The sequence below is a fragment of the Spiroplasma endosymbiont of Eupeodes luniger genome (assembly GCF_964019525.1).
In the GTDB taxonomy this organism is placed as follows: domain Bacteria; phylum Bacillota_I; class Bacilli_A; order Mycoplasmatales; family Nriv7; genus Nriv7.
In genome coordinates, this window is record NZ_OZ026453.1 from 46,244 (window position 1) to 67,120 (window position 20,877).

Consider the following 20,877-nt stretch of genomic DNA (forward strand, 5'->3'; position numbering starts at 1 on the left):
GCGATAACAGGCCTTATCAGTCCCGCATTTTATTCTTGACATAGATAGGAAAATCTAGTAATATTATCGTTAATATAAAAAGAATGACATCATTGGTTATTCATTTTATAAAGTGTGCTTTCTAAAAAAATAATTGGCACACTTTTTTATAAAAAGTTTGAGGTTATAAGAAAAAATATGAAAAGAAACCTACTTAAAATAATTTTATCTAAAATAACAATAATAAATTCAGTATTATTTTTAGTGGCTTGTAATTCAATGTCGCTTAATTTTGTTATTGCTCAAGCGGATGCCATTAAATCATTGAATTATTTAAAATATGATAAACATAGTTATAATTCGCAATATTTATTTGCTTTTATTGAAGGATTATTTCATAATGCTCCGGCTGATCAAAAATCAAGTAATGAAGTGTTAGAAATGACAAAAGTAAATGGCAATCAGGTTGTTGTTATTAAGGAAATGGATATTAATAATGAAAATTTAGATTTAGATAAGGTTTTAACAAATCCTAGTCAATTAAATCAGCAATTAAATGCTATTGCTAATGAAAGTACAAGAGTAATTTCTAGTACAACGGAATTTTGGTATGGCGTTGCGAAAGATATTTTTGTTGTTAATTATGCTGATAAAGTAAATAATAATGAATCACGAAAATTTAAAGAATTTATTATCAAACTAAGATATGCACCGTTTGCTAATAAAGATTTACCTTATCGCGAAAATGGTCAAGAGTTTTTTTAGGAGCGACCAGCATTGTGACATGATGGCAAAAATGTTTTGGCATCTGATTTTGTTAATAGTGTTCGTTATGTTTTGGATGCTAGTAATGGTTCTGCTAATGTTGATGATTTAACGGATACTACTAAAGTGGGAATTAATAATGCTAAAGCATATTTAGACAAAAAAGTTAGTGAAGATAATTTGGAGATTAAAGCAATTGGTAATGACTTATTATATATTAATTTTGCAACTGGTTTTAATCCGACAGCAGTTCCAAAGTTAACGGCGGATTTTATTAAAAAATTGTTTTCTCCGGCGTTACTTCCTTCAAGAAAAGATGTTATTGCAAAATATGGTAATCTTTGAGGTATTTCTAAAAATACAGTTTTAGGTAATGGTGCTTTTAAAATTTATTGTACTGATTTTGATAATGATACGGTTTTTCTGAAAAATGAAGATTATTGAGATCGTGAAAGATTTTAGGCTAATGCTTGAAAATATAAAGTAGTCCAAGATATCGTAACATCATCAATTTTATTTGAATCGGGTGTTGTTGGAAAATCAGATATTCCCAAAGAATTATTACCACGATTTTTAAATAATCCCGTCTTACGCCGTTTTTTATTTCAAGGAATGTCAACAAGAGATTCAGAATATTTAGCTTTTAATAATACAAGTAATAAATTTGATAATGAAAAGGGCGGTATTTACGAAATGCCATTCAATATGGAATTGATCGCCATGAGTTTTTGCTTAGTCAAAATGATAATGGGGGTATTCCGGCTGATACTTTAACAACTTTATTAAGTCGTAATGATGGTAATGATATGGCTTTTAGAGAAACTTTAGTAACTGATAATGGACAACCAAAGTATGAAGTGGATGTTGTCGGTGATAATGCAAAACAGGATCGAGTGCCGTTAGCGTATTATCGTTTTGATCAACGAGTTTTTTATGATAAAGTGCAAGCAAATATTGATCGTACTGATCGTTTACATAATAAAGCAATTGCCCAAAAATTTTATAATAAATATCGGTTAATGAGTAGTGGTAAAGAGACATTAACATTATTATATGATTTATCAGCATCAACAACTGCTAGTTATGCGATGTTGCTTTTAAAACAAAAAATTGAACGCAATTTTCCAGAAATTAACATTAAATTGGAAGGGCAGGCGCGGTCAATCTTTTTAAGCAAATTAGGCGTTGGTGAATATGATTTATTATACAGTAGTGTGAAAGGTAAAAAAATTAATGCTTTTGATTATTTAGAAATTCTTGCTAAGGTTTGTTACGATCAGGGTGATTTACGATATGTACAAAATCCTACGGGAACATGAAATTTTTATGAAAATTTTATTAAAAAATTTAATTCTGTAACAGAACTTAGAAATTCTAATTCATTTTTTAAAGACTTTGAAGTTACTCCATCTGAATTTTTGTGGTTAAATGCTTTATTTACACCGTATGATACTAATGGTAATAACTTTGCTGTTAATGGTTTAGTGAAAAATGGGGAAAATAATATTGATAATTTTCAGCAATTAAATGCTATTTTGCAAAATAAGTTTGGTGATGGCTTAGCGAGTTTATTTGATAAAGAAACTGGTTTTAAAATGCCCCAAAATAAAGATTATGCTATTAGTGGTTTAGCAACTTTTGCCCCTCATATTGCTTTTCGCATTTATGCGATTTTAGAAGCGATAATTAAATTAGAATCACCCTTTATTATGCTAAGTAATTCTAGTGCTGGATGAGCGGGAGAAAGAATTTTGTGTTATTCATAAGCAGCAGGGACAAATATGCCTGAGGTGCAATGAGGATATAATTGTCAAAATAAACCAAATAATTCAATCTTTTCTTTAAAAGGATGTGAGGCATTTAATAAAGATGATTTAAGTATCTAGAAATTAGTAAGGAGAAAATAAAATGTTATTAAGTTATAATTTGCAACAGTCTATAAAGAAATATGTGTTTTTGATTGTTGAATTTATTGTTATTGCTTGAATCGTGTTAACAATTGTTTTCTTTTTAATTAATGCGATTCGTGGTAATGAAGCAGCTGTTGATCCTAGTTTATCTAAAGATGCTCAAAAAATAATTCGTGACCATTTAGGTTTAGATCTTAATATTTGAGTAAGATATGGGAAATATTTTGCTAATTTAGTTACTAAAGGGCAATTAGGAATTTCAACATTTTTGTATCCCCAGCAATTAGTAGAACAATTTTTATTTCAAAAGTTATTAGTTTCCTTTCGCGTTGGTTTTCTTGGTTTAGTTATTGCTTTATGTATTGGTATTCCTTTATTCCCTTTATTATTACTTTAAGTCGCAGCACAACTATTAACTATGAGGGTCAAACAACACTTAACTTACAAACAAGATTTAATGCTGAAACTATTAAATGTGAAGAAAATATTACTGAAAAAGGCACGGTTAGTTGTCGTCGTGGCCCTGTTGTTATTGCGGCGACTGATAATTTTGTTCGTAAATTATTAGAATATGATGCTAATAAGTTTACTAATGATACTAGGTCCTCATTAAATGTTCCCATTAAAGTTAGTGATTTAAAACAAAATACGCATTTAGTTAGTGTTTATCGAAGTGGTTCAGGACTATTACCAGATTTGGTAAATTGATTCTATAATAATGTTCCCTGAGGAATAGAAATTTTAACTTTTGAAAAAATTTCAATTGTTGGTGATAGTCCGCCCCCTTGGGTACCAGATTATAGTTTACGAGGTATGTCAATGGGGCGTTTATGAGGTAAAAAATTAATGAGTGTTAAAGTTTTATTACAAACTATTTTAAGTGGTGTAGAAAATGAAATTGCTGACTTTTTTGCGGGAAAAGGCAATAATCCTTTAAGAAATAAACTTGATTCATTAAAACATTAGACTTCTTGCGATACCTTTTTTATTAAAATATTCTTATAAAATATAATTTATGAGGATATCAAAATATGAACAATAATAAATTTAATACTCTTAATGATAAAGAATGGTTAAGATTAACAGGAATAAAAAAATCCACTTTTAATAAAATGTTAGATATTTTACAAGTAGCTGAAATAGAAAAATTTAAAAAAGGTGGTAAAACTAATAAATTATCACTAGAAAATAGATTATTGATGACTTTATCATATTGACGAGAATATCAGACTTATTTTCATCTTGGTAAAAATTTCGGAATTAGTTAAGCTAATTGTTATCGCAATATCAAATGAATTGAAGATATTTTAATTAAAAACTCTGATTTTCAACAACTTGCTGGTAAAAAAGCACTAATAAATGATTATTTTAATGATAAAACTATTATTATTGATGCTACCGAAACTCCAATCCAACGCCCAAAAAAAGACAAAAACAATCTTATTCTGGTAAAAAGAAAAAACACACCATTAAAACACAAGTAATTATCGAACAAGAAACCAGAAAAATTATTGCAACAAGTTTTTCACTTGGGAAAAAACATGATTATGCTTTATTTAAAGAATCAAAAATCCCAATTTTAAAAAATACCAAATTAATAGTTGATAGTGGTTATCAAGGAATACAAAAAATTCACAATAATGTTCTAATACCTACAAAGAAAACAAAGAAAAACCATTTAAATAAAGCACAAAAACAACATAATAGACTAGTTTCAAAAATGAGAATTATTATTGAAAATATTTTTGCTATTCTTAAAAAATTTAAAATTATGACAGAAAAATATCGTAATCGTAGAAAAAGATTTGGTTTAAGATTTAATTTAATTGCCTCAATTTATAATTTGCAATTATTAATTTAACATAAAAGATTTATTTAAAATTAAAGAATTTAAATAATAAATTCATTTTTTGTTGTGGCAAAATATTAATTTTTTAGATAAAAGACATAATTAATTAAAATTATATTTTTCTATTACTGTCTTTTTACAAATATTTGTAATTTTTTTAATAGGTTATGCAAGAAGTCTATTATTTGTTTACTACTTATACTACTTACAAAATGGCTTGATATGCTAATGATGAATCTACTAGTTATCATTATGGTAGTTGAGTTGAAAGTCGGAGATTTCGCGAAAGAATTAATAAAACGGTTACTTGAAATTATTTAACTAATCGTTTTGATAACATTAATAAAAAAGAAATTACGATTCCTAAGATTTACAATCGTGAAGTTGCTTATAATTATTTAGATGAAATATACGAAGAGCAATTAGGATTGGTAGGAAAAACAACGCTTGATAAAAATGAAGATAAAACAAAATTATCGTATTTAGATTTATTTGTGTTAGCAAATGATATTAAGAAATTAAGTACTACCAGTTCATTTGCGATTAAAAATGAAAATAATAATTGAATTTTTGATGGGATTGATACTTATAGTAATGTTGAGAAAGAATTAACGGTATTTCAATTAAAAAATTCTGATTTGTTTACGAAATTTAAAACGATTGAAATTTTTTTACCACAAAGTAGTTAGAAAAAAGCAATTGGACAATTAACAAAGAATGATGTTAATAAGGCAATGGATGTTGCTAATGGGAGGATTAATCGTTTAATTGATTCAACAATTAGTTTTAATGGTTATTTAACAAGTTGAATTCAACAATACTTTTTAAAGTTTATTATTCCAATTTTGTGAACGAATGATGAAAATTTTAAAGTCGCGAATTTTGATTTTTCAAAAATTAATTATGATGATTTAATTACAGCTTATAATGCCGATGAAGTCAAAAAATCACTGTGGGCGTCGTTAGCAATTAAATATTCTGAATTTGAGGATGATAATTTTGAAACATCAAAAAAAGTTACTATTGGTTTACAAGGCCAACTTTCTCATTTGGATTATTTTAATCAAATGCGAATGTTTCTAACTCGTGATTGATTACCGTTAACACTTAATAACAGTTTATTTACGCAATCTTTTCACGGAAAACAACAAACTGGTTTTAATAACCATAATCCAATTTTTAAAGAATTGGCGCTTTTAAATGCGATGGGTGCTAATCCTTATGTCTTAGATGAAGATAAACAAATAAGTAATCAGATTAAAGTTGATACTGGTTTAGTAAATGCTTTGCAAAAAGTTTTAAGAATGGATGAAGATGTTGTTATGGGACATTTGTCATCATATAGTGAACGAAGTATTATTTGAGGATATATGGATGCTAATGCTAATTATGATTATTTAAAACTAACTAATCGTGAAGTACCATCACGATTAGTTAAGATTACAACTCAAGATGATTTAGATAAAAATTATAATTGCATTGTCACTGATGAATCGTGTAATGAAGAAGATCGGCATTCACTAATGAGTAATGAATATATTAATAATGAACAAATTAATAAGCAGAATATTGATGGTGTGCCGTCACAAACATTATTAAGTAAAATTACGGGTAGTGATAATAAAAATATTGCTTTAAAAAAGTCGCTTAAGTTATGAATGACTGATTATGCATTAATCGCTGATTATGCTAATGCTGTTGTTGGCGTTGGTGATTATTCGGCAGCGTTTTTTAATAGTCATTCGTAAAAAGAAAAACCTCTTGTTGTTAGTGAACAAAGAAAACACGATGCTGAAATTAAAAATAATGATTGACATATTTTAAATAGTAATGGTAATATTATTGCTTATGCGGGATGATGATTTTATTCTCGTAATAATGATAATAAACTATACTTTAAGGTTTTAGAACAGTCGTGAACTAATAAATAAGTTAGCACCAAAAAGTGAGGTTGAATAACCTCACTTTTTAAATGGTACTAAAGATAATACTAATTGCAAATGCTAAATTTAGTATCGCAATAAAGAAAGTTAGATTTAATAGTTTTTTTACTTGTTGTAAATATTTTTCGTATTTGTCTTCATTAGACTTCTTGCGATACCTTTTTTATTAAAATATTCTTATAAAATATAATTTATGAGGATATCAAAATATGAACAATAATAAATTTAATACTCTTAATGATAAAGAATGGTTAAGATTAACAGGAATAAAAAAATCCACTTTTAATAAAATGTTAGATATTTTACAAGTAGCTGAAATAGAAAAATTTAAAAAAGGTGGTAAAACTAATAAATTATCACTAGAAAATAGATTATTGATGACTTTATCATATTGACGAGAATATCAGACTTATTTTCATCTTGGTAAAAATTTCGGAATTAGTGAAGCTAATTGTTATCGCAATATCAAGTGAATTGAAGATATTTTAATTAAAAACTCTGATTTTCAACAACTTGCTGGTAAAAAAGCACTAATAAATGATTATTTTAATAGACTTCTTGCATAACCTATTAAAAAATTACAAATATTTGTAAAAAGACAGTAATAGAAAAATATAATTTTAATTAATTATGTCTTTTATCTAAAAAATTAATATTTTGCCACAACAAAAAATGAATTTATTATTTAAATTCTTTAATTTTAAATAAATCTTTTATGTTAAATTAATAATTGCAAATTATAAATTGAGGCAATTAAATTAAATCTTAAACCAAATCTTTTTCTACGATTACGATATTTTTCTGTCATAATTTTAAATTTTTTAAAAATAGCAAAAATATTTTCAATAATAATTCTCATTTTTGAAACTAGTCTATTATGTTGTTTTTGTGCTTTATTTAAATGGTTTTTATTTGTTTTCTTTGTAGGTATTAGAACATTATTGTGAATTTTTTGTATTCCTTGATAACCACTATCAACTATTAATTTGGTATTTTTTAAAATTGAGATTTTTGATTCTTTAAATAAAGCATAATCATGTTTTTTCCCAAGTGAAAAACTTGTTGCAATAATTTTTCTGGTTTCTTGTTCGATAATTACTTGTGTTTTAATGGTGTGTTTTTTCTTTTTACCAGAATAAGATTGTTTTTGTCTTTTTTTGGGCGTTGGATTGGAGTTTCGGTAGCATCAATAATAATAGTTTTATCATTAAAATAATCATTTATTAGTGCTTTTTTACCAGCAAGTTGTTGAAAATCAGAGTTTTTAATTAAAATATCTTCAATTCATTTGATATTGCGATAACAATTAGCTTCACTAATTCCGAAATTTTTACCAAGATGAAAATAAGTCTGATATTCTCGTCAATATGATAAAGTCATCAATAATCTATTTTCTAGTGATAATTTATTAGTTTTACCACCTTTTTTAAATTTTTCTATTTCAGCTACTTGTAAAATATCTAACATTTTATTAAAAGTGGATTTTTTTATTCCTGTTAATCTTAACCATTCTTTATCATTAAGAGTATTAAATTTATTATTGTTCATATTTTGATATTCTCATAAATTATATTTTATAAGAATATTTTAATAAAAAAGGTATCGCAAGAAGTCTAATGATAAAACTATTATTATTGATGCTACCGAAACTCCAATCCAACGCCCAAAAAAAGACAAAAACAATCTTATTCTGGTAAAAAGAAAAAACACACCATTAAAACACAAGTAATTATCGAACAAGAAACCAGAAAAATTATTGCAACAAGTTTTTCACTTGGGAAAAAACATGATTATGCTTTATTTAAAGAATCAAAAATCTCAATTTTAAAAAATACCAAATTAATAGTTGATAGTGGTTATCAAGGAATACAAAAAATTCACAATAATGTTCTAATACCTACAAAGAAAACAAAGAAAAACCATTTAAATAAAGCACAAAAACAACATAATAGACTAGTTTCAAAAATGAGAATTATTATTGAAAATATTTTTGCTATTCTTAAAAAATTTAAAATTATGACAGAAAAATATCGTAATCGTAGAAAAAGATTTGGTTTAAGATTTAATTTAATTGCCTCAATTTATAATTTGCAATTATTAATTTAACATAAAAGATTTATTTAAAATTAAAGAATTTAAATAATAAATTCATTTTTTGTTGTGGCAAAATATTAATTTTTTAGATAAAAGACATAATTAATTAAAATTATATTTTTCTATTACTGTCTTTTTACAAATATTTGTAATTTTTTTAATAGGTTATGCAAGAAGTCTAATATAATTAGCTGATTGTTTTACTTCTTCAAAGCAATACCTAAGAAAACTAAACGCGACCTAAATGATTTAATAATTAGAATTTTTTAAAAAAATATTTTATAATTAAATTCCAAGTTTAAAAGACTACAGATTAACATTTGGAGAAGGGTGTTGATTGTTCGATAATTTTATTAATTAGTAAAAATTTATGAAAGGAATTTAATTAATATGAAAAAACTTTTAGAATTATTAGGAACAATTGCGATTGCTAGTAGTACGGTGCCAACTGTTATTGCTACTAGTTCATTACAAAAAGAAATTAAAAAAGTTGGTGATTTAGATGAATTAAATTGAACGCACTTAACTAAAATAAGAAATAAAAGAAACACAGAAAATGATAAAACTAAAAATGTATTTAAAACTTATGGAGCCGATAAACCAACAGAGGAACAAATCAAAAATAGAGTAAAAGAAAAAAATCAGTCAGTAGATATAACAAAAATTAAAGTTGAAAATATTACTGTAAATAGTGCAGTAATTAGTATAACTGGTTTTAGTGGTAAACTAACAATTGATTTTACAGTTGATAAGTCTGTACCAATAAATATAATTATTAAAAATACTGATTTAGGAGAAATTGATATAAATAAGTTTGGTGGTGGTAATTATGATGAAGCTTTATTTAAAAATTTTTTAAAACAATTAAATCCGCAGTTAGATATTAATAAAATCAAAATTGAAAAAATTCACCTATATGGGGGCACAATTACCTCAATTGATACAAGTATTTATACTGGTGAAATAAATTTTAATTATTCTATACCACTAAGATTATATATTGAAAAAAAGGAATTAGGCTTAATTAGAACTGATGGAGTTCATAAACCAACGGAACAGCAAATTAAAGATAAATTAAAAGAATTAAATAGAAAATTAGAAAATGTTATAGATGATTTTGAAATTAAAGATATAACATTTGAAAATACAGAAATAACTTTTAAAAGAAAAGACGTTTTAAGTGGTAGTGCAAAACTTAATTTTATATCTAATGTTAATTTAAATAAAATTATTACAAATACCACTTTAGGTGAATTTAAAACTAGTAATTTATCTAATCCAACAGAGCAACAAATCAAGGATAAATTAAAAGAACTATATCCTAGTATAGATATAAATAAAATTAATATTTTAAATATTACTTTGACTAGTGCTCAAATTAAATCAAATAATTTAAATTTTTATACTGGAAATATAAATGTTAATTATACTGTTTCAATAGAGTCGCTTAATTGATAATAATATTTAAAAAATAATAAACCAACTAAAAAAAGGAAAATAACAATAATCAAAAAAATATTAATTATTTTAGGAGTAATCAATTTAATCACAACTGAAACAACAAGTTAAATACTTTGTAAAAAATAATTATTCAAACTTCTAGAAACTATTTTGTTAAAAATTTTTGTAATGTTTGAAACGGGGTTTTAGTATTTAAAGATGAATGACGGCGTTCAAAGTTGTAAAAGTAATAATATTTGTTTAAATAATGTTGAAGTTCATTTTGGTTTAATTTTGTATCCTTAGAATAAAATAATTTGGTATAATATTGATGAAACCGCTCGATTTTACCGTTACTCTGTGGCGAACGAATCGGTGTGGTTTTGTGGACAATTCCGTTCCTCGAAAGAAAGGTTGTAAAAGGCCTTTCTTTTACTTTGTACGATTTTTTATTACTTCAGTTATTAGTAGTAAATTCTGGAGCATTATCAGTTCTAATTCGCTTAATTTCTATTCCAAACTTCTTAAAATCATATATTGCTCTTTGCACGGCGTTAATCGCATTATTAGTTCCTAAACTAACATATGTCTGTGCTATAGTACAATCATAAATATAATATTTTTTATCAACCGGAAAATTTGATGTGGTAATAGTTTTGGCATCCATTTGTAAAAGACCAATCTCGGAGACTTCATAACGCTTAAAATGGCGTTTTGTTTGTTTTATTTGTTGTTTTAATTCTTTTCAACGAGGATCAGATTTGATTCAACGATAAAAAGTTTTGATATTTTTTGGAACTTCTGAATTTTTAACATCGTGAAAACCGATTGTTAAATTGTTAAATAAAGACCAAATTCCACCGGCTTGAAGATTTTTGTAATCAAAATATAAATCGCATACTTTTTTGCGAGAATTTAAATTATATTGATAATTAAGATTTTGTGGTTTTGTAGTTTTAAACAATAACAAATCTAAATTGTCAGAATAATAAGCGGTCATAATTTTTTGTGCCCAACGATAAAAACTTTTCGTTGCATTCTTAAAATATTTTTTAATAAGTTTTGTTAAGGTGGTTTCTTCAATATAGAAATAAGTACATAAATTTAAATATGCAGTAATGCGTTTTTTAGTTTTATAGTAATAAGGATTATGGCGCTTAGCACTTAGTCAAATTTGGATTTTTGCTTTTAAATCTGCTAAATCAGCTTGGGAAATAATATATTTCATTTTTAAACTCCTTAAATTAAGGAAATCGCATTACAAAAAATACGATTTTCAAGAATATTTATTAAATTACTAAATTAATGAGACACAACGGCGGGAAAGGATATTATATTTCATCTCTGTGAGTAATTTTGATTAGAAAATGTAACTTTAACATCAACGAGTTTATCAATATTATATCTCTCATAATAAGAACCGCCAGGAACATTGCCCTTAACAACTTTTGTTGCATTAGATTTATAAAAGTCTTGAACCGCTTTTTTAGTTGAAGAATCATCATATCTAAAACCATATTCAAAACCTTCAAAACCGGAATTAGGGACAACAATATTAGAGGGCAATTGATTTTTAACATTGCTAATATTTATAGCGGTTGAATTAAAACTAGGAACTATAGTTAAATAACTATTTGAAATTTCGGAAAACTCTAATTTACAATTATCGACACATTGACTAGGATTGGTGGCTCGTTTTTGCCGTTTCATAAAGAATTGTTCCATATTAGGTTTTGGTGGTTGTTTTGTATCAAAGAAGGCACCTAGAGGGACTAAACCAATAAAAACGATAACTAACCACGACATAAATTTATACATATCTATTTGTCCTTTCTTTTGCGTTTAACTTCTTAAAATAAATTATATTGTTGATAAAATACAAATCGTTCCTAAAATTTGGAAAATTGGATGTTGAGAAAATAACCTTATCATTGGTTTAAACAAATCTAAAATTTTAATATTATTTGATAAAACTTTATTAAAATATTCTAAACCTTCACTCACATAGGCTCATAAACCTAAAAAGTCGTTTAAAGCAAAAATAGAAAAAACAGCAACAAGAATAGACTTCTTGCATAACCTATTAAAAAAATTACAAATATTTGTAAAAAGACAGTAATAGAAAAATATAATTTTAATTAATTATGTCTTTTATCTAAAAAATTAATATTTTGCCACAACAAAAAATGAATTTATTATTTAAATTCTTTAATTTTAAATAAATCTTTTATGTTAAATTAATAATTGCAAATTATAAATTGAGGCAATTAAATTAAATCTTAAACCAAATCTTTTTCTACGATTACGATATTTTTCTGTCATAATTTTAAATTTTTTAAGAATAGCAAAAATATTTTCAATAATAATTCTCATTTTTGAAACTAGTCTATTATGTTGTTTTTGTGCTTTATTTAAATGGTTTTTCTTTGTTTTCTTTGTAGGTATTAGAACATTATTGTGAATTTTTTGTATTCCTTGATAACCACTATCAACTATTAATTTGGTATTTTTTAAAATTGGGATTTTTGATTCTTTAAATAAAGCATAATCATGTTTTTTCCCAAGTGAAAAACTTGTTGCAATAATTTTTCTGGTTTCTTGTTCGATAATTACTTGTGTTTTAATGGTGTGTTTTTTCTTTTTACCAGAATAAGATTGTTTTTGTCTTTTTTTGGGCGTTGGATTGGAGTTTCGGTAGCATCAATAATAATAGTTTTATCATTAAAATAATCATTTATTAGTGCTTTTTTACCAGCAAGTTGTTGAAAATCAGAGTTTTTAATTAAAATATCTTCAATTCACTTGATATTGCGATAACAATTAGCTTCACTAATTCCGAAATTTTTACCAAGATGAAAATAAGTCTGATATTCTCGTCAATATGATAAAGTCATCAATAATCTATTTTCTAGTGATAATTTATTAGTTTTACCACCTTTTTTAAATTTTTCTGTTTCAGCTACTTGTAAAATATCTAACATTTTATTAAAAGTGGATTTTTTTATTCCTGTTAATCTTAACCATTCTTTATCATTAAGAGTATTAAATTTATTATTGTTCATATTTTGATATCCTCATAAATTATATTTTATAAGAATATTTTAATAAAAAAGGTATCGCAAGAAGTCTAATAAATAAAATTATTAATTTAAACATTTTAAAAACCTACCTTTTTATTCGCCGTCCGTGTTGGTTAACTCACGGTCTGTTTTTAGAACTATTACCACTAAATTTCTTAATTGGACCACTAGATGATTGCTTCTTAGTTCCTCAATTAGCAACTGATTTTCGATATTTTTTACGAAAACCAACTTTTGGTCGTTCGATATGAATACCTAAAATGCCACCAATTACAAGATTTATCACAAGCATAATTAGCGGAAAAATAATAATGCGAATACCTGTCCCGGGAATAGTTAAAGTTCAAATTAAATCAAAAACTTTATAAAACATATCGCCAATCAAACTAGCCATTTTTTCTAAGTTTTCCATTTTTTAAACTCCTTTACTTGTTTTTCTTATTCAGATTGTTTTTTAACTTAGTAAGTATCTTACTGAATTTTTCCATTTTTAAATATTCTAATGCTTCAATATCCATTACATTATAATTTCAAAATTTATGTTAATAATTATCATTCAAAGCACGATTACTTAATTCACGCAAGAATGATAAATATTTATTATCATAAAGGTTTAAAATTGACATCGGAATTTTCAATTTAAAGAAATAAATGTCTAATTCCGGAATGCTACGATACTTGATTTTGCGACCTTTTTTATCATTTTTAGCATTAATAAGAGTTAATCGTCATTGTTCGTATTCGCTTACTGATTTAAAAGTGCCGTAAATAACTTGTAAATAGGGCCGGAAAATACTAACTGGTTTTTTCTAATACCAACAATTATTGAATTCGCAATATCACGAACTTTAAGTCATATATGTTCAGCTCGTTGTCCGCTTGCTAATATGATATGGGCAAATTGTCGAGCCGAAGCGAAATATTCTTGTAAACCTTGGGTTACTCTATCATTTTCTTTATAATCAGTTCCTTCTAAAAATAAGTTAGTTTCATCTCGTAACAGTAAATGATTTTCATCTAAAATTGGATAATTATAATCTAAAAGTGACATATGCCCTAATGAAAGCATTTGTTTATCTGTAATCGGAAAAGTAGAAATCGTTTTTCAACCACTTAATAAGTAAGAAGCTAAAACCATTAAAGCGGTTTTTCCAGTTCCTAAAGCACCAATTACTAAATTTAAAGGTGAATTTAATAAGAAATTAATAAAACTTCGACGAGCAAAGAAATGAGAAATTTTAGTATATAAAATATACAAAGCAATTAATAAATAAATAATATCAAATAACATTCGTCAACTTTGGGGGATTATAATAATGCAAAATCGCACCATAAAATCACGCAATAATAAATAAAGTGCGATTTAAAGTCACAAAATCATATAATCTTAAATTTATTTTTTTAAACAATAGCATCACTTAAATCACACTTTCTTTATTTTTATTACTATCTGCCGGGCATTAATTTTTCAAACATTTTGAAAGCGATTAAAAATAAACCAATAATCACACCAAGCAAGAAAACTCAATATGTAGCAAAGAAATTAACGACATTTGGCATATTACCACCAATAATATCAGTTCAAATATTACCGAACGCTGTAATTAATGCTTTTCATAAGTTAGTAACCGCTTGTTCGCCAGTAATTTTTGCTGGTGCATCGGCCAAGAAAACTCCAATCATATAATCACCCCCCTTCTAAACGAAATATGATTTAACCTTATAAAATAAAATAACCATAAATAAGATAATGAATACTAATACCATTCAAAAGGCAATATTCGCTATTAAAAGTCAAAGTAGTTCTTTGGTTAAATCAATTTCTTTACCAGAAACTCACGCCGGAATAATTTTAATTTGAATAAATAAATCTCAAAAATACAATTTTGTCATTTCTCAATTTAAATCTTTTCAAGCAACTAAAAACATAATAATTACAGCTTAAAAGGTCAAAAGAGTAGAAAAATAATTGCTGAGAAGAGCATTACAATTATTAAAATTGAAAACAAAAATACAACTTGGGGTGGTAAATCAGCAGTTGGATAAATTAATTCAATTAATTCAATAATTATTTTTTTAAACATTTTCTAAACCTACTTTTTAATTTCTTTTTCATCTTGTTCTAACAAATTTCGTTTAAACTTTGCAATAAATATTCGTTGTGAATAAGTAAAATCTTTTGGCAACTGTTTTGCTTCACCGCCATATTTCTTTTTATCTTTAAAAAAACGATAAATATTAACCGCAATATAGTAGGCTAGTAATAATGTTAAAATTGTAAAGAATACTAGCCCAAATATACTCATCTTTCTTGTCTCCTTAATTTTCTAATTTTTAATTGTTATTTTAAATTGCAATTTTTCTTTTATTTTTTAACTCCTAATTTTTCATTTTTCTTAGTTGATTTCTAAACCTTAAACTTTCTAATGAAACATAATTTGCACTTTCAAAGTCTATATAATTAATATTTTTAAATTCATAGATTGCTCCGCACATTTTGGTTTTAAATTTATTAACTGTTGATTTTAAGTATTTTACAAATTCAGAATTTACAGTTCGATTAACAATATTATTCAAAGTATCGGTAAATACTTGTTTTCTAGTAATGGGATTTTGACAGTTATATGAGAATTGATAAGCCTTGATATTTAAATCATATTAGACTTCTTGCATAACCTATTAAAAAAATTACAAATATTTGTAAAAAGACAGTAATAGAAAAATATAATTTTAATTAATTATGTCTTTTATCTAAAAAATTAATATTTTGCCACAACAAAAAATGAATTTATTATTTAAATTCTTTAATTTTAAATAAATCTTTTATGTTAAATTAATAATTGCAAATTATAAATTGAGGCAATTAAATTAAATCTTAAACCAAATCTTTTTCTACGATTACGATATTTTTCTGTCATAATTTTAAATTTTTTAAGAATAGCAAAAATATTTTCAATAATAATTCTCATTTTTGAAACTAGTCTATTATGTTGTTTTTGTGCTTTATTTAAATGGTTTTTCTTTGTTTTCTTTGTAGGTATTAGAACATTATTGTGAATTTTTTGTATTCCTTGATAACCACTATCAACTATTAATTTGGTATTTTTTAAAATTGGGATTTTTGATTCTTTAAATAAAGCATAATCATGTTTTTTCCCAAGTGAAAAACTTGTTGCAATAATTTTTCTGGTTTCTTGTTCGATAATTACTTGTGTTTTAATGGTGTATTTTTTCTTTTTACCAGAATAAGATTGTTTTTGTCTTTTTTTAGGCGTTGGATTGGAGTTTCGGTAGCATCAATAATAATAATAATAGTTTTATCATTAAAATAATCATTTATTAGTGCTTTTTTACCAGCAAGTTGTTGAAAATCAGAGTTTTTAATTAAAATATCTTCAATTCACTTGATATTGCGATAACAATTAGCTTCACTAATTCCGAAATTTTTACCAAGATGAAAATAAGTCTGATATTCTCGTCAATATGATAAAGTCATCAATAATCTATTTTCTAGTGATAATTTATTAGTTTTACCACCTTTTTTAAATTTTTCTATTTCAGCTACTTGTAAAATATCTAACATTTTATTAAAAGTGGATTTTTTTATTCCTGTTAATCTTAACCATTCTTTATCATTAAGAGTATTAAATTTATTATTGTTCATATTTTGATATCCTCATAAATTATATTTTATAAGAATATTTTAATAAAAAAGGTATCGCAAGAAGTCTAATAATTTAGCATTAATCAAAATATTTTGGGTTCCCATCCCAACATAACTTCAATTTTAACAATAACACTGTCGTCAGTAAAAACAAGCTTTTCTTCTCGTTGGGAACGATCTGCTAAACTAACCCTAGCTAATGATTGTTGTTTTTTAATATAACTAGAAATATAGTCTAAACCTTTAACATAAGCATCGCGAACGCTTAAATTACTAGCATCAATACCCGCCTTTTAAATGGTTCTTAATTTCTTCTAAACTATATGTATAATCATTTTGCTCATCTAACGATTCACTACTACTAGAACAACAAATAATAGGTAAAACTGGTGATATGATCAATGTTAAAGTACATAATTTTTTAAGTAATTTATTCATTAATTTATTCCTCCTTTTATAAATATAGTAAAAATAAGGATTACTTATCATTTATTTAATGATTATTAATGACATTAATATTAATTTGTATAATTGCTTATTCTATTAAATAAATAACTAAGCACATTCTTAATAAACTAATATTACTATTTTCTAGCACAATTACAATAACAATAGTAAAATATTTTAATTTTTTATTATTTACTAAAGGATAAAGTTAAATAAAAAAAATTACAGTAATTACTGTAATTTTTCAAATATTTTTAATATTTGTTAATTATTATTAATTATTAACTATTTGTATTAACTTTTTCTTTTAAAGTTGTTGAAGGACTAAAACTGACAACAGTTCTTGCAGGAATAGCGATTTTTTCTCCTGTTTGCGGATTTCTTCCTTCACGAGCTTTTCTTTCTTTAGTTTTAAAAATACCAAAACCTGAAATAGGCGTTCTCTCAGCACTCTGAATTTCTTCGGTTAAAATATTAATAATACTATCAAAAATATCGTTAGCTTTGCTTTTTGTAATCCCATATTTTTTATACTCTTCGACGATGAAATCAGCTACTTTGTCTTTAATTGATGGTTTTTTCATTTTTAAACTTCCCTTCTTATGAAATTATAGTTTAAGAATAATATAAAAAATTAAATTTGGCAAGAAAAAAATTACTAATTTTAACTTAAAGCCGTTTTTAATTCTTCTTTGGACTTATAACCATTTAAAGTTCTTTTTAATTGACCATCATCAAAAATTAATAATGTAGGAATTGAACTGATATTAAATCTTTGTGCCAATTCTTGCGATTCATCAATATCAACTTTAACAAAAGAAACTTCTTTTATTTCATCAGATAATTGTTCAAAAATTGGTGCTAACATTTTACAAGGTCCACATCAATCCGCATAAAAATCAATAATAACTTTACCATTTTTAATAACTTCATCAAACTTACTTACATCTGTTTTAATAACCATTTTAAACTCTCCTTTCATTCTTTATTATTTTAACATAATTAAAATAATAATATTTTTACTTCAAAATGTGTTTACGAATCATATTACCAACACCATTTTCATTATTACTTTGACAAATATAATTAGATAATTCTTTAATAATCTCAACTGAATTATCCATTGCCACTGGATGACCCACTGCTTGCATTAATCATTGATCATTATATGAATCACCAAAAGCCATTGCTTCACTAGCACTAATTCCTAATAAGTCACAAATATATGTAACACCATAACCTTTACTCATTTTTGGCAATGTTATTTCATATATTTCTGGATGATATTCTTTAATATCTAAATGCGAAAATTTTTCATTAAATTCATTAATTAATTCCTGAGAAGCAACTTGACTAGTAATAGTTTTAGCAATAATAACAATCCGAGCGATATCACTATTTAAATCATCAATATCATTCAATACTGTATATTTTGCTTGCATAACATCAGCTCAATAACTAGAATTTTCTCCAAGGCGATTAACAAAAGAACCATCTTCAGTATACAATTGACATTTAAAACCTTTATTATCAACTCAACGATAAACCGTTTTAGCAAAATCATTATTAATATTTCCATTAAAAATTAATTTTTTATCTTTAAATGAATAAATATGAACACCATTATTAGCGACAACAAAACTTTTAAACTTATGAGCATTAATTTGTTTAGCAATACTAATAGCATTAGTAGTAATTCTTCCTGTATTAATAACAACAATAACACCTTGCTTTTGAGCTGCAATACACATTTCCTTATTAAATTCAGTTAGACAATGATTATCATTAAACAAAGTCCCATCAATATCAATAAAAATAATTTTTATTTTCATTAAACCCACCTTTTTCATTTTTTAAATATCTATTTATTAAATAATACTAATTAATTAAAAAAATAATGCACTATTAAGTGCACATTTTATAGTAAATGGTGCGGGTTAAGGGACTTGAACCCCCACGTCGTAAAACGCCAGATCCTAAGTCTGGTGCGTCTGCCAATTCCGCCAAACCCGCATTACAAATTACTTTAACATTATAATACAAAATCACCACAATTATCAATAGACTAACAACTATATTTGTGTAGAAACCATATACATATGACAAGATTTTGTTTTCTACAAACTTTTAGGGGGTGTTTTCTTTTGGCAGTAATATTTTGTATTGAATGCGACAGCGAAAGCTATGTCATTGGTAATAAAAATACAGTTGGAATCTGTAATTCTTGCGATGAAAAGGGTTTTTAAATTTTGAAAGGAAAGATAAATTATAAAATATGTCGCTGGTGTTTACATCTATTTAGTGATAAACGATATTTGCATGTTGCTTGTGAGAAAAAATTTATTAATCATATTAAAAAAATTTTAAAAAATAAAAGTAAAAGGAATTTAGATAATAATGTTTAAAGTTAAATTAGTTAGTATAAAAAGAAAAATATTTAAAAATAAAGATGGCTCTATGATGTCAGGTTATTCTGCCGAATTTTTGCGTTATGAAAATGACTTATTTGAGCCTGCCGGAGAACAAAAGGCTTTATGAATTGATGATAACAATCTAGAACAAAAAGAAATTTATAAACTGTTAAAAGAAAACGTTAAATCATTTTTTAGTTGCGAATTAACTTTTGAAAAAACCCCCAAAATAGTTAACTTGAAAAAAATTGAATTATCAAAAAATCAAAAAAACTTGTCCAGTTAATTGATAATCACTTCGGTCTGCGAAGCGGTGCGGAAGGCGTATGCCCCGCCCGCTAGCGGGTTAGTCGGCGAAGCCGACTATTACTTGATTAAATAACACAACTGGCGAAAATCTAAAACTGGAGCATAAAATATGAATTTACAACCTCAAAATCCGACTGATTTTTATATGAAAACCATTTATTACGGTCAATATATTCGCAATATTGTTATACCTTTAGAACGCATCAAAGCAAATAACCGCAATGCTAGCGGTTTAAAAAATAAGGGTAATTGTTGTACAAAACTGCTTAATAGCAATATTCGTGCAAAATCTAATGTTATTCGAAAAGCATATCATAGTTTTTGAGACTGTAAAAAACTTACATTCTTAACTCTTACTTATGCTGATGTTAATGAATTTGATATTAGAAAATGTAAGCGTGATTTAAATAAATTTTTTAAAAAATTAAAATACTGATTTAAAGTTAAAAATAAAAATATTAATTACTTGTATACCTATGAATATAAGAAACGAGGAGTTATTCATTTTCATATTTTAATTACCGAAAAAATACCACATAAAATTATTTTACAATTTTGACCTTATGGAATTAACAAAAATATTAGAGTTCGTGAAAACACTAATGAAATGGTTGTAAAATATTGCTCCAAATATATAACTAAAAATGTCCTGAACGAAAAGTCATTAAACCAGTATGACTTAAATATCAAGGCTTATCAATTCTCATATAACTGTCAAAATCCCATTACTAGAAAACAAGTATTTACCGATACTTTGAATAATATTGTTAATCGAACTGTAAATTCTGAATTTGTAAAATACTTAAAATCAAAAGTTAATAAATTTAAAACCAAAATGTGCGGAGCAATCTATGAATTTAAAAATATTGATTATATTAACTTTGAAAGTGCAAATTATGCTTCATTAGAAAGTTTAATATTTAGAAATCAACTAAGAAAAATGAAACATTAGGAGTTTAAAAATGAAAAAATTGCAATTTAAAATA

The 20,877-nt window shown here is 25.4% G+C and carries 32 protein-coding genes and 1 tRNA gene; 14 read left to right on the plus strand and 19 right to left on the minus strand.

Features of this window, described 5'->3' with window-relative positions:
• Nucleotides 1–258 precede the first annotated feature (258 nt).
• The 10 genes from AACK86_RS00235 (at nt 259) to AACK86_RS00275 (ending at nt 7,012) form a co-directional block, all read left to right on the plus strand.
• A complete protein-coding gene (locus AACK86_RS00235; RefSeq protein WP_338981995.1) occupies nt 259–744 on the plus strand; it encodes a hypothetical protein in 486 nt (161 codons plus the stop codon).
• Between the two features lie 12 nt (nt 745–756).
• Nucleotides 757–1,206 carry an ABC transporter substrate-binding protein gene (locus AACK86_RS00240; protein WP_338981996.1) on the plus strand — a complete coding sequence of 150 codons (450 nt, stop codon included), beginning with the start codon at nt 757–759 and terminating at the stop codon, nt 1,204–1,206.
• Between the two features lie 266 nt (nt 1,207–1,472).
• A complete protein-coding gene (locus AACK86_RS00245; RefSeq protein ID WP_338981997.1) occupies nt 1,473–2,510 on the plus strand; it encodes a hypothetical protein in 1,038 nt (345 codons plus the stop codon).
• 142 nt (nt 2,511–2,652) lie between these two features.
• Nucleotides 2,653–3,051, plus strand: a complete 399-nt coding sequence (locus AACK86_RS00250) for a hypothetical protein (RefSeq protein WP_338981998.1) — start codon at nt 2,653–2,655, stop codon at nt 3,049–3,051.
• Nucleotides 3,012–3,620 (plus strand): hypothetical protein, encoded by a 609-nt coding sequence (locus AACK86_RS00255; RefSeq protein ID WP_338981999.1) that lies wholly within the window; start codon nt 3,012–3,014, stop codon nt 3,618–3,620. The genes AACK86_RS00250 and AACK86_RS00255 overlap by 40 nt, the downstream gene beginning before the upstream one ends.
• Nucleotides 3,621–3,685: 65 nt before the next feature.
• Nucleotides 3,686–3,922 carry a helix-turn-helix domain-containing protein gene (locus AACK86_RS06585; RefSeq protein WP_422398249.1) on the plus strand — a complete coding sequence of 79 codons (237 nt, stop codon included), beginning with the start codon at nt 3,686–3,688 and terminating at the stop codon, nt 3,920–3,922.
• Nucleotides 3,923–4,122: 200 nt separating this feature from the next.
• Complete coding sequence (locus AACK86_RS06590; protein ID WP_422398306.1) at nt 4,123–4,515, plus strand: transposase family protein; 393 nt, start codon at nt 4,123–4,125, stop codon at nt 4,513–4,515.
• A 155-nt stretch (nt 4,516–4,670) separates the two neighbouring features.
• Nucleotides 4,671–5,192, plus strand: coding sequence for a hypothetical protein (locus AACK86_RS00265; protein WP_338982000.1), 522 nt, complete (start codon nt 4,671–4,673; stop codon nt 5,190–5,192).
• A 45-nt stretch (nt 5,193–5,237) separates the two neighbouring features.
• Entirely contained in the window at nt 5,238–6,251 is a 1,014-nt protein-coding gene (locus AACK86_RS00270) for a hypothetical protein (protein WP_338982001.1), read from the plus strand.
• 404 nt (nt 6,252–6,655) lie between these two features.
• Entirely contained in the window at nt 6,656–7,012 is a 357-nt protein-coding gene (locus tag AACK86_RS00275) for a transposase family protein (RefSeq protein WP_338982002.1), read from the plus strand.
• A 152-nt stretch (nt 7,013–7,164) separates the two neighbouring features.
• On the opposite strand, the gene AACK86_RS06595 is transcribed toward AACK86_RS00275, so the two are convergent.
• Both AACK86_RS06595 and AACK86_RS06600 read right to left on the minus strand, forming a co-directional pair.
• Nucleotides 7,165–7,557, minus strand: coding sequence for a transposase family protein (locus tag AACK86_RS06595; protein WP_422398307.1), 393 nt, complete (start codon nt 7,555–7,557; stop codon nt 7,165–7,167).
• Nucleotides 7,542–7,994 carry a transposase family protein gene (locus AACK86_RS06600; RefSeq protein ID WP_338982632.1) on the minus strand — a complete coding sequence of 151 codons (453 nt, stop codon included), beginning with the start codon at nt 7,992–7,994 and terminating at the stop codon, nt 7,542–7,544. The genes AACK86_RS06595 and AACK86_RS06600 overlap by 16 nt, the downstream gene beginning before the upstream one ends.
• Before the next feature lie 165 nt (nt 7,995–8,159).
• On the opposite strand from AACK86_RS06600, the gene AACK86_RS00285 reads away from it, so the two are divergent.
• Both AACK86_RS00285 and AACK86_RS00290 read left to right on the plus strand, forming a co-directional pair.
• Complete coding sequence (locus tag AACK86_RS00285) at nt 8,160–8,552, plus strand: transposase family protein (RefSeq protein WP_338982644.1); 393 nt, start codon at nt 8,160–8,162, stop codon at nt 8,550–8,552.
• A 378-nt stretch (nt 8,553–8,930) separates the two neighbouring features.
• Nucleotides 8,931–9,998, plus strand: coding sequence for a hypothetical protein (locus AACK86_RS00290; protein WP_338982004.1), 1,068 nt, complete (start codon nt 8,931–8,933; stop codon nt 9,996–9,998).
• 148 nt (nt 9,999–10,146) lie between these two features.
• Here the strand turns inward: AACK86_RS00290 and AACK86_RS00295 are convergent, their stop codons facing one another.
• From AACK86_RS00295 to AACK86_RS00370, 17 genes are all read right to left on the minus strand, one after another.
• Nucleotides 10,147–11,208: an integrase core domain-containing protein gene (locus tag AACK86_RS00295; RefSeq protein ID WP_338982005.1), complete on the minus strand. Its 1,062-nt coding sequence runs from the start codon at nt 11,206–11,208 to the stop codon at nt 10,147–10,149.
• A 74-nt stretch (nt 11,209–11,282) separates the two neighbouring features.
• Nucleotides 11,283–11,786 (minus strand): hypothetical protein, encoded by a 504-nt coding sequence (locus tag AACK86_RS00300; RefSeq protein WP_338982006.1) that lies wholly within the window; start codon nt 11,784–11,786, stop codon nt 11,283–11,285.
• Between the two features lie 54 nt (nt 11,787–11,840).
• Complete coding sequence (locus AACK86_RS00305; RefSeq protein WP_338982007.1) at nt 11,841–11,984, minus strand: hypothetical protein; 144 nt, start codon at nt 11,982–11,984, stop codon at nt 11,841–11,843.
• A 228-nt stretch (nt 11,985–12,212) separates the two neighbouring features.
• Nucleotides 12,213–13,042, minus strand: a protein-coding gene (locus tag AACK86_RS00310; protein ID WP_338981198.1) for an IS5 family transposase whose coding sequence is annotated in 2 segments (ribosomal slippage) — nt 12,213–12,646 and nt 12,646–13,042 — 831 coding nt in all. Because the reading frame shifts where the segments join, the coding sequence is not laid out codon by codon here.
• 103 nt (nt 13,043–13,145) lie between these two features.
• The gene (locus AACK86_RS00315; RefSeq protein ID WP_338982008.1) at nt 13,146–13,472 is read right to left on the minus strand and encodes a hypothetical protein; all 327 of its coding nucleotides are present in this window, start codon (nt 13,470–13,472) and stop codon (nt 13,146–13,148) included.
• Between the two features lie 333 nt (nt 13,473–13,805).
• Nucleotides 13,806–14,351, minus strand: a complete 546-nt coding sequence (locus AACK86_RS00320; RefSeq protein ID WP_338982009.1) for a hypothetical protein — start codon at nt 14,349–14,351, stop codon at nt 13,806–13,808.
• Between the two features lie 155 nt (nt 14,352–14,506).
• Nucleotides 14,507–14,743, minus strand: a complete 237-nt coding sequence (locus AACK86_RS00325) for a hypothetical protein (RefSeq protein WP_338982010.1) — start codon at nt 14,741–14,743, stop codon at nt 14,507–14,509.
• A 15-nt stretch (nt 14,744–14,758) separates the two neighbouring features.
• Nucleotides 14,759–14,989 (minus strand): hypothetical protein, encoded by a 231-nt coding sequence (locus AACK86_RS00330; protein WP_338982011.1) that lies wholly within the window; start codon nt 14,987–14,989, stop codon nt 14,759–14,761.
• 164 nt (nt 14,990–15,153) lie between these two features.
• The gene (locus AACK86_RS00335) at nt 15,154–15,366 is read right to left on the minus strand and encodes a hypothetical protein (RefSeq protein ID WP_338982012.1); all 213 of its coding nucleotides are present in this window, start codon (nt 15,364–15,366) and stop codon (nt 15,154–15,156) included.
• A gap of 73 nt (nt 15,367–15,439) precedes the next feature.
• Nucleotides 15,440–15,637 carry a hypothetical protein gene (locus AACK86_RS00340; RefSeq protein WP_338982013.1) on the minus strand — a complete coding sequence of 66 codons (198 nt, stop codon included), beginning with the start codon at nt 15,635–15,637 and terminating at the stop codon, nt 15,440–15,442.
• Between the two features lie 251 nt (nt 15,638–15,888).
• Nucleotides 15,889–16,281, minus strand: coding sequence for a transposase family protein (locus AACK86_RS06605; protein ID WP_422398306.1), 393 nt, complete (start codon nt 16,279–16,281; stop codon nt 15,889–15,891).
• Complete coding sequence (locus AACK86_RS06610; protein ID WP_422398250.1) at nt 16,266–16,724, minus strand: helix-turn-helix domain-containing protein; 459 nt, start codon at nt 16,722–16,724, stop codon at nt 16,266–16,268. Before AACK86_RS06610 ends, AACK86_RS06605 begins: the two co-directional genes overlap by 16 nt.
• 273 nt (nt 16,725–16,997) lie before the next feature.
• Entirely contained in the window at nt 16,998–17,162 is a 165-nt protein-coding gene (locus AACK86_RS00350; protein ID WP_338982015.1) for a hypothetical protein, read from the minus strand.
• Between the two features lie 290 nt (nt 17,163–17,452).
• Nucleotides 17,453–17,755: an HU family DNA-binding protein gene (locus AACK86_RS00355; RefSeq protein WP_215825698.1), complete on the minus strand. Its 303-nt coding sequence runs from the start codon at nt 17,753–17,755 to the stop codon at nt 17,453–17,455.
• An 80-nt stretch (nt 17,756–17,835) separates the two neighbouring features.
• Complete coding sequence (gene trxA, locus AACK86_RS00360) at nt 17,836–18,135, minus strand: thioredoxin (RefSeq protein ID WP_338982016.1); 300 nt, start codon at nt 18,133–18,135, stop codon at nt 17,836–17,838.
• Between the two features lie 55 nt (nt 18,136–18,190).
• Nucleotides 18,191–19,003 carry a Cof-type HAD-IIB family hydrolase gene (locus AACK86_RS00365; protein WP_338982017.1) on the minus strand — a complete coding sequence of 271 codons (813 nt, stop codon included), beginning with the start codon at nt 19,001–19,003 and terminating at the stop codon, nt 18,191–18,193.
• A gap of 96 nt (nt 19,004–19,099) precedes the next feature.
• Nucleotides 19,100–19,184, minus strand: a tRNA-Leu gene (locus AACK86_RS00370).
• Nucleotides 19,185–19,568: 384 nt separating this feature from the next.
• Here AACK86_RS00370 and AACK86_RS00375 point away from each other — a divergent pair.
• Together AACK86_RS00375 and AACK86_RS00380 are read left to right on the plus strand one after the other, a co-directional pair.
• Complete coding sequence (locus AACK86_RS00375) at nt 19,569–19,868, plus strand: hypothetical protein (RefSeq protein ID WP_338982018.1); 300 nt, start codon at nt 19,569–19,571, stop codon at nt 19,866–19,868.
• A 132-nt stretch (nt 19,869–20,000) separates the two neighbouring features.
• Nucleotides 20,001–20,843 (plus strand): rolling circle replication-associated protein, encoded by an 843-nt coding sequence (locus tag AACK86_RS00380; RefSeq protein WP_338982019.1) that lies wholly within the window; start codon nt 20,001–20,003, stop codon nt 20,841–20,843.
• Nucleotides 20,844–20,877: the final 34 nt, after the last annotated feature.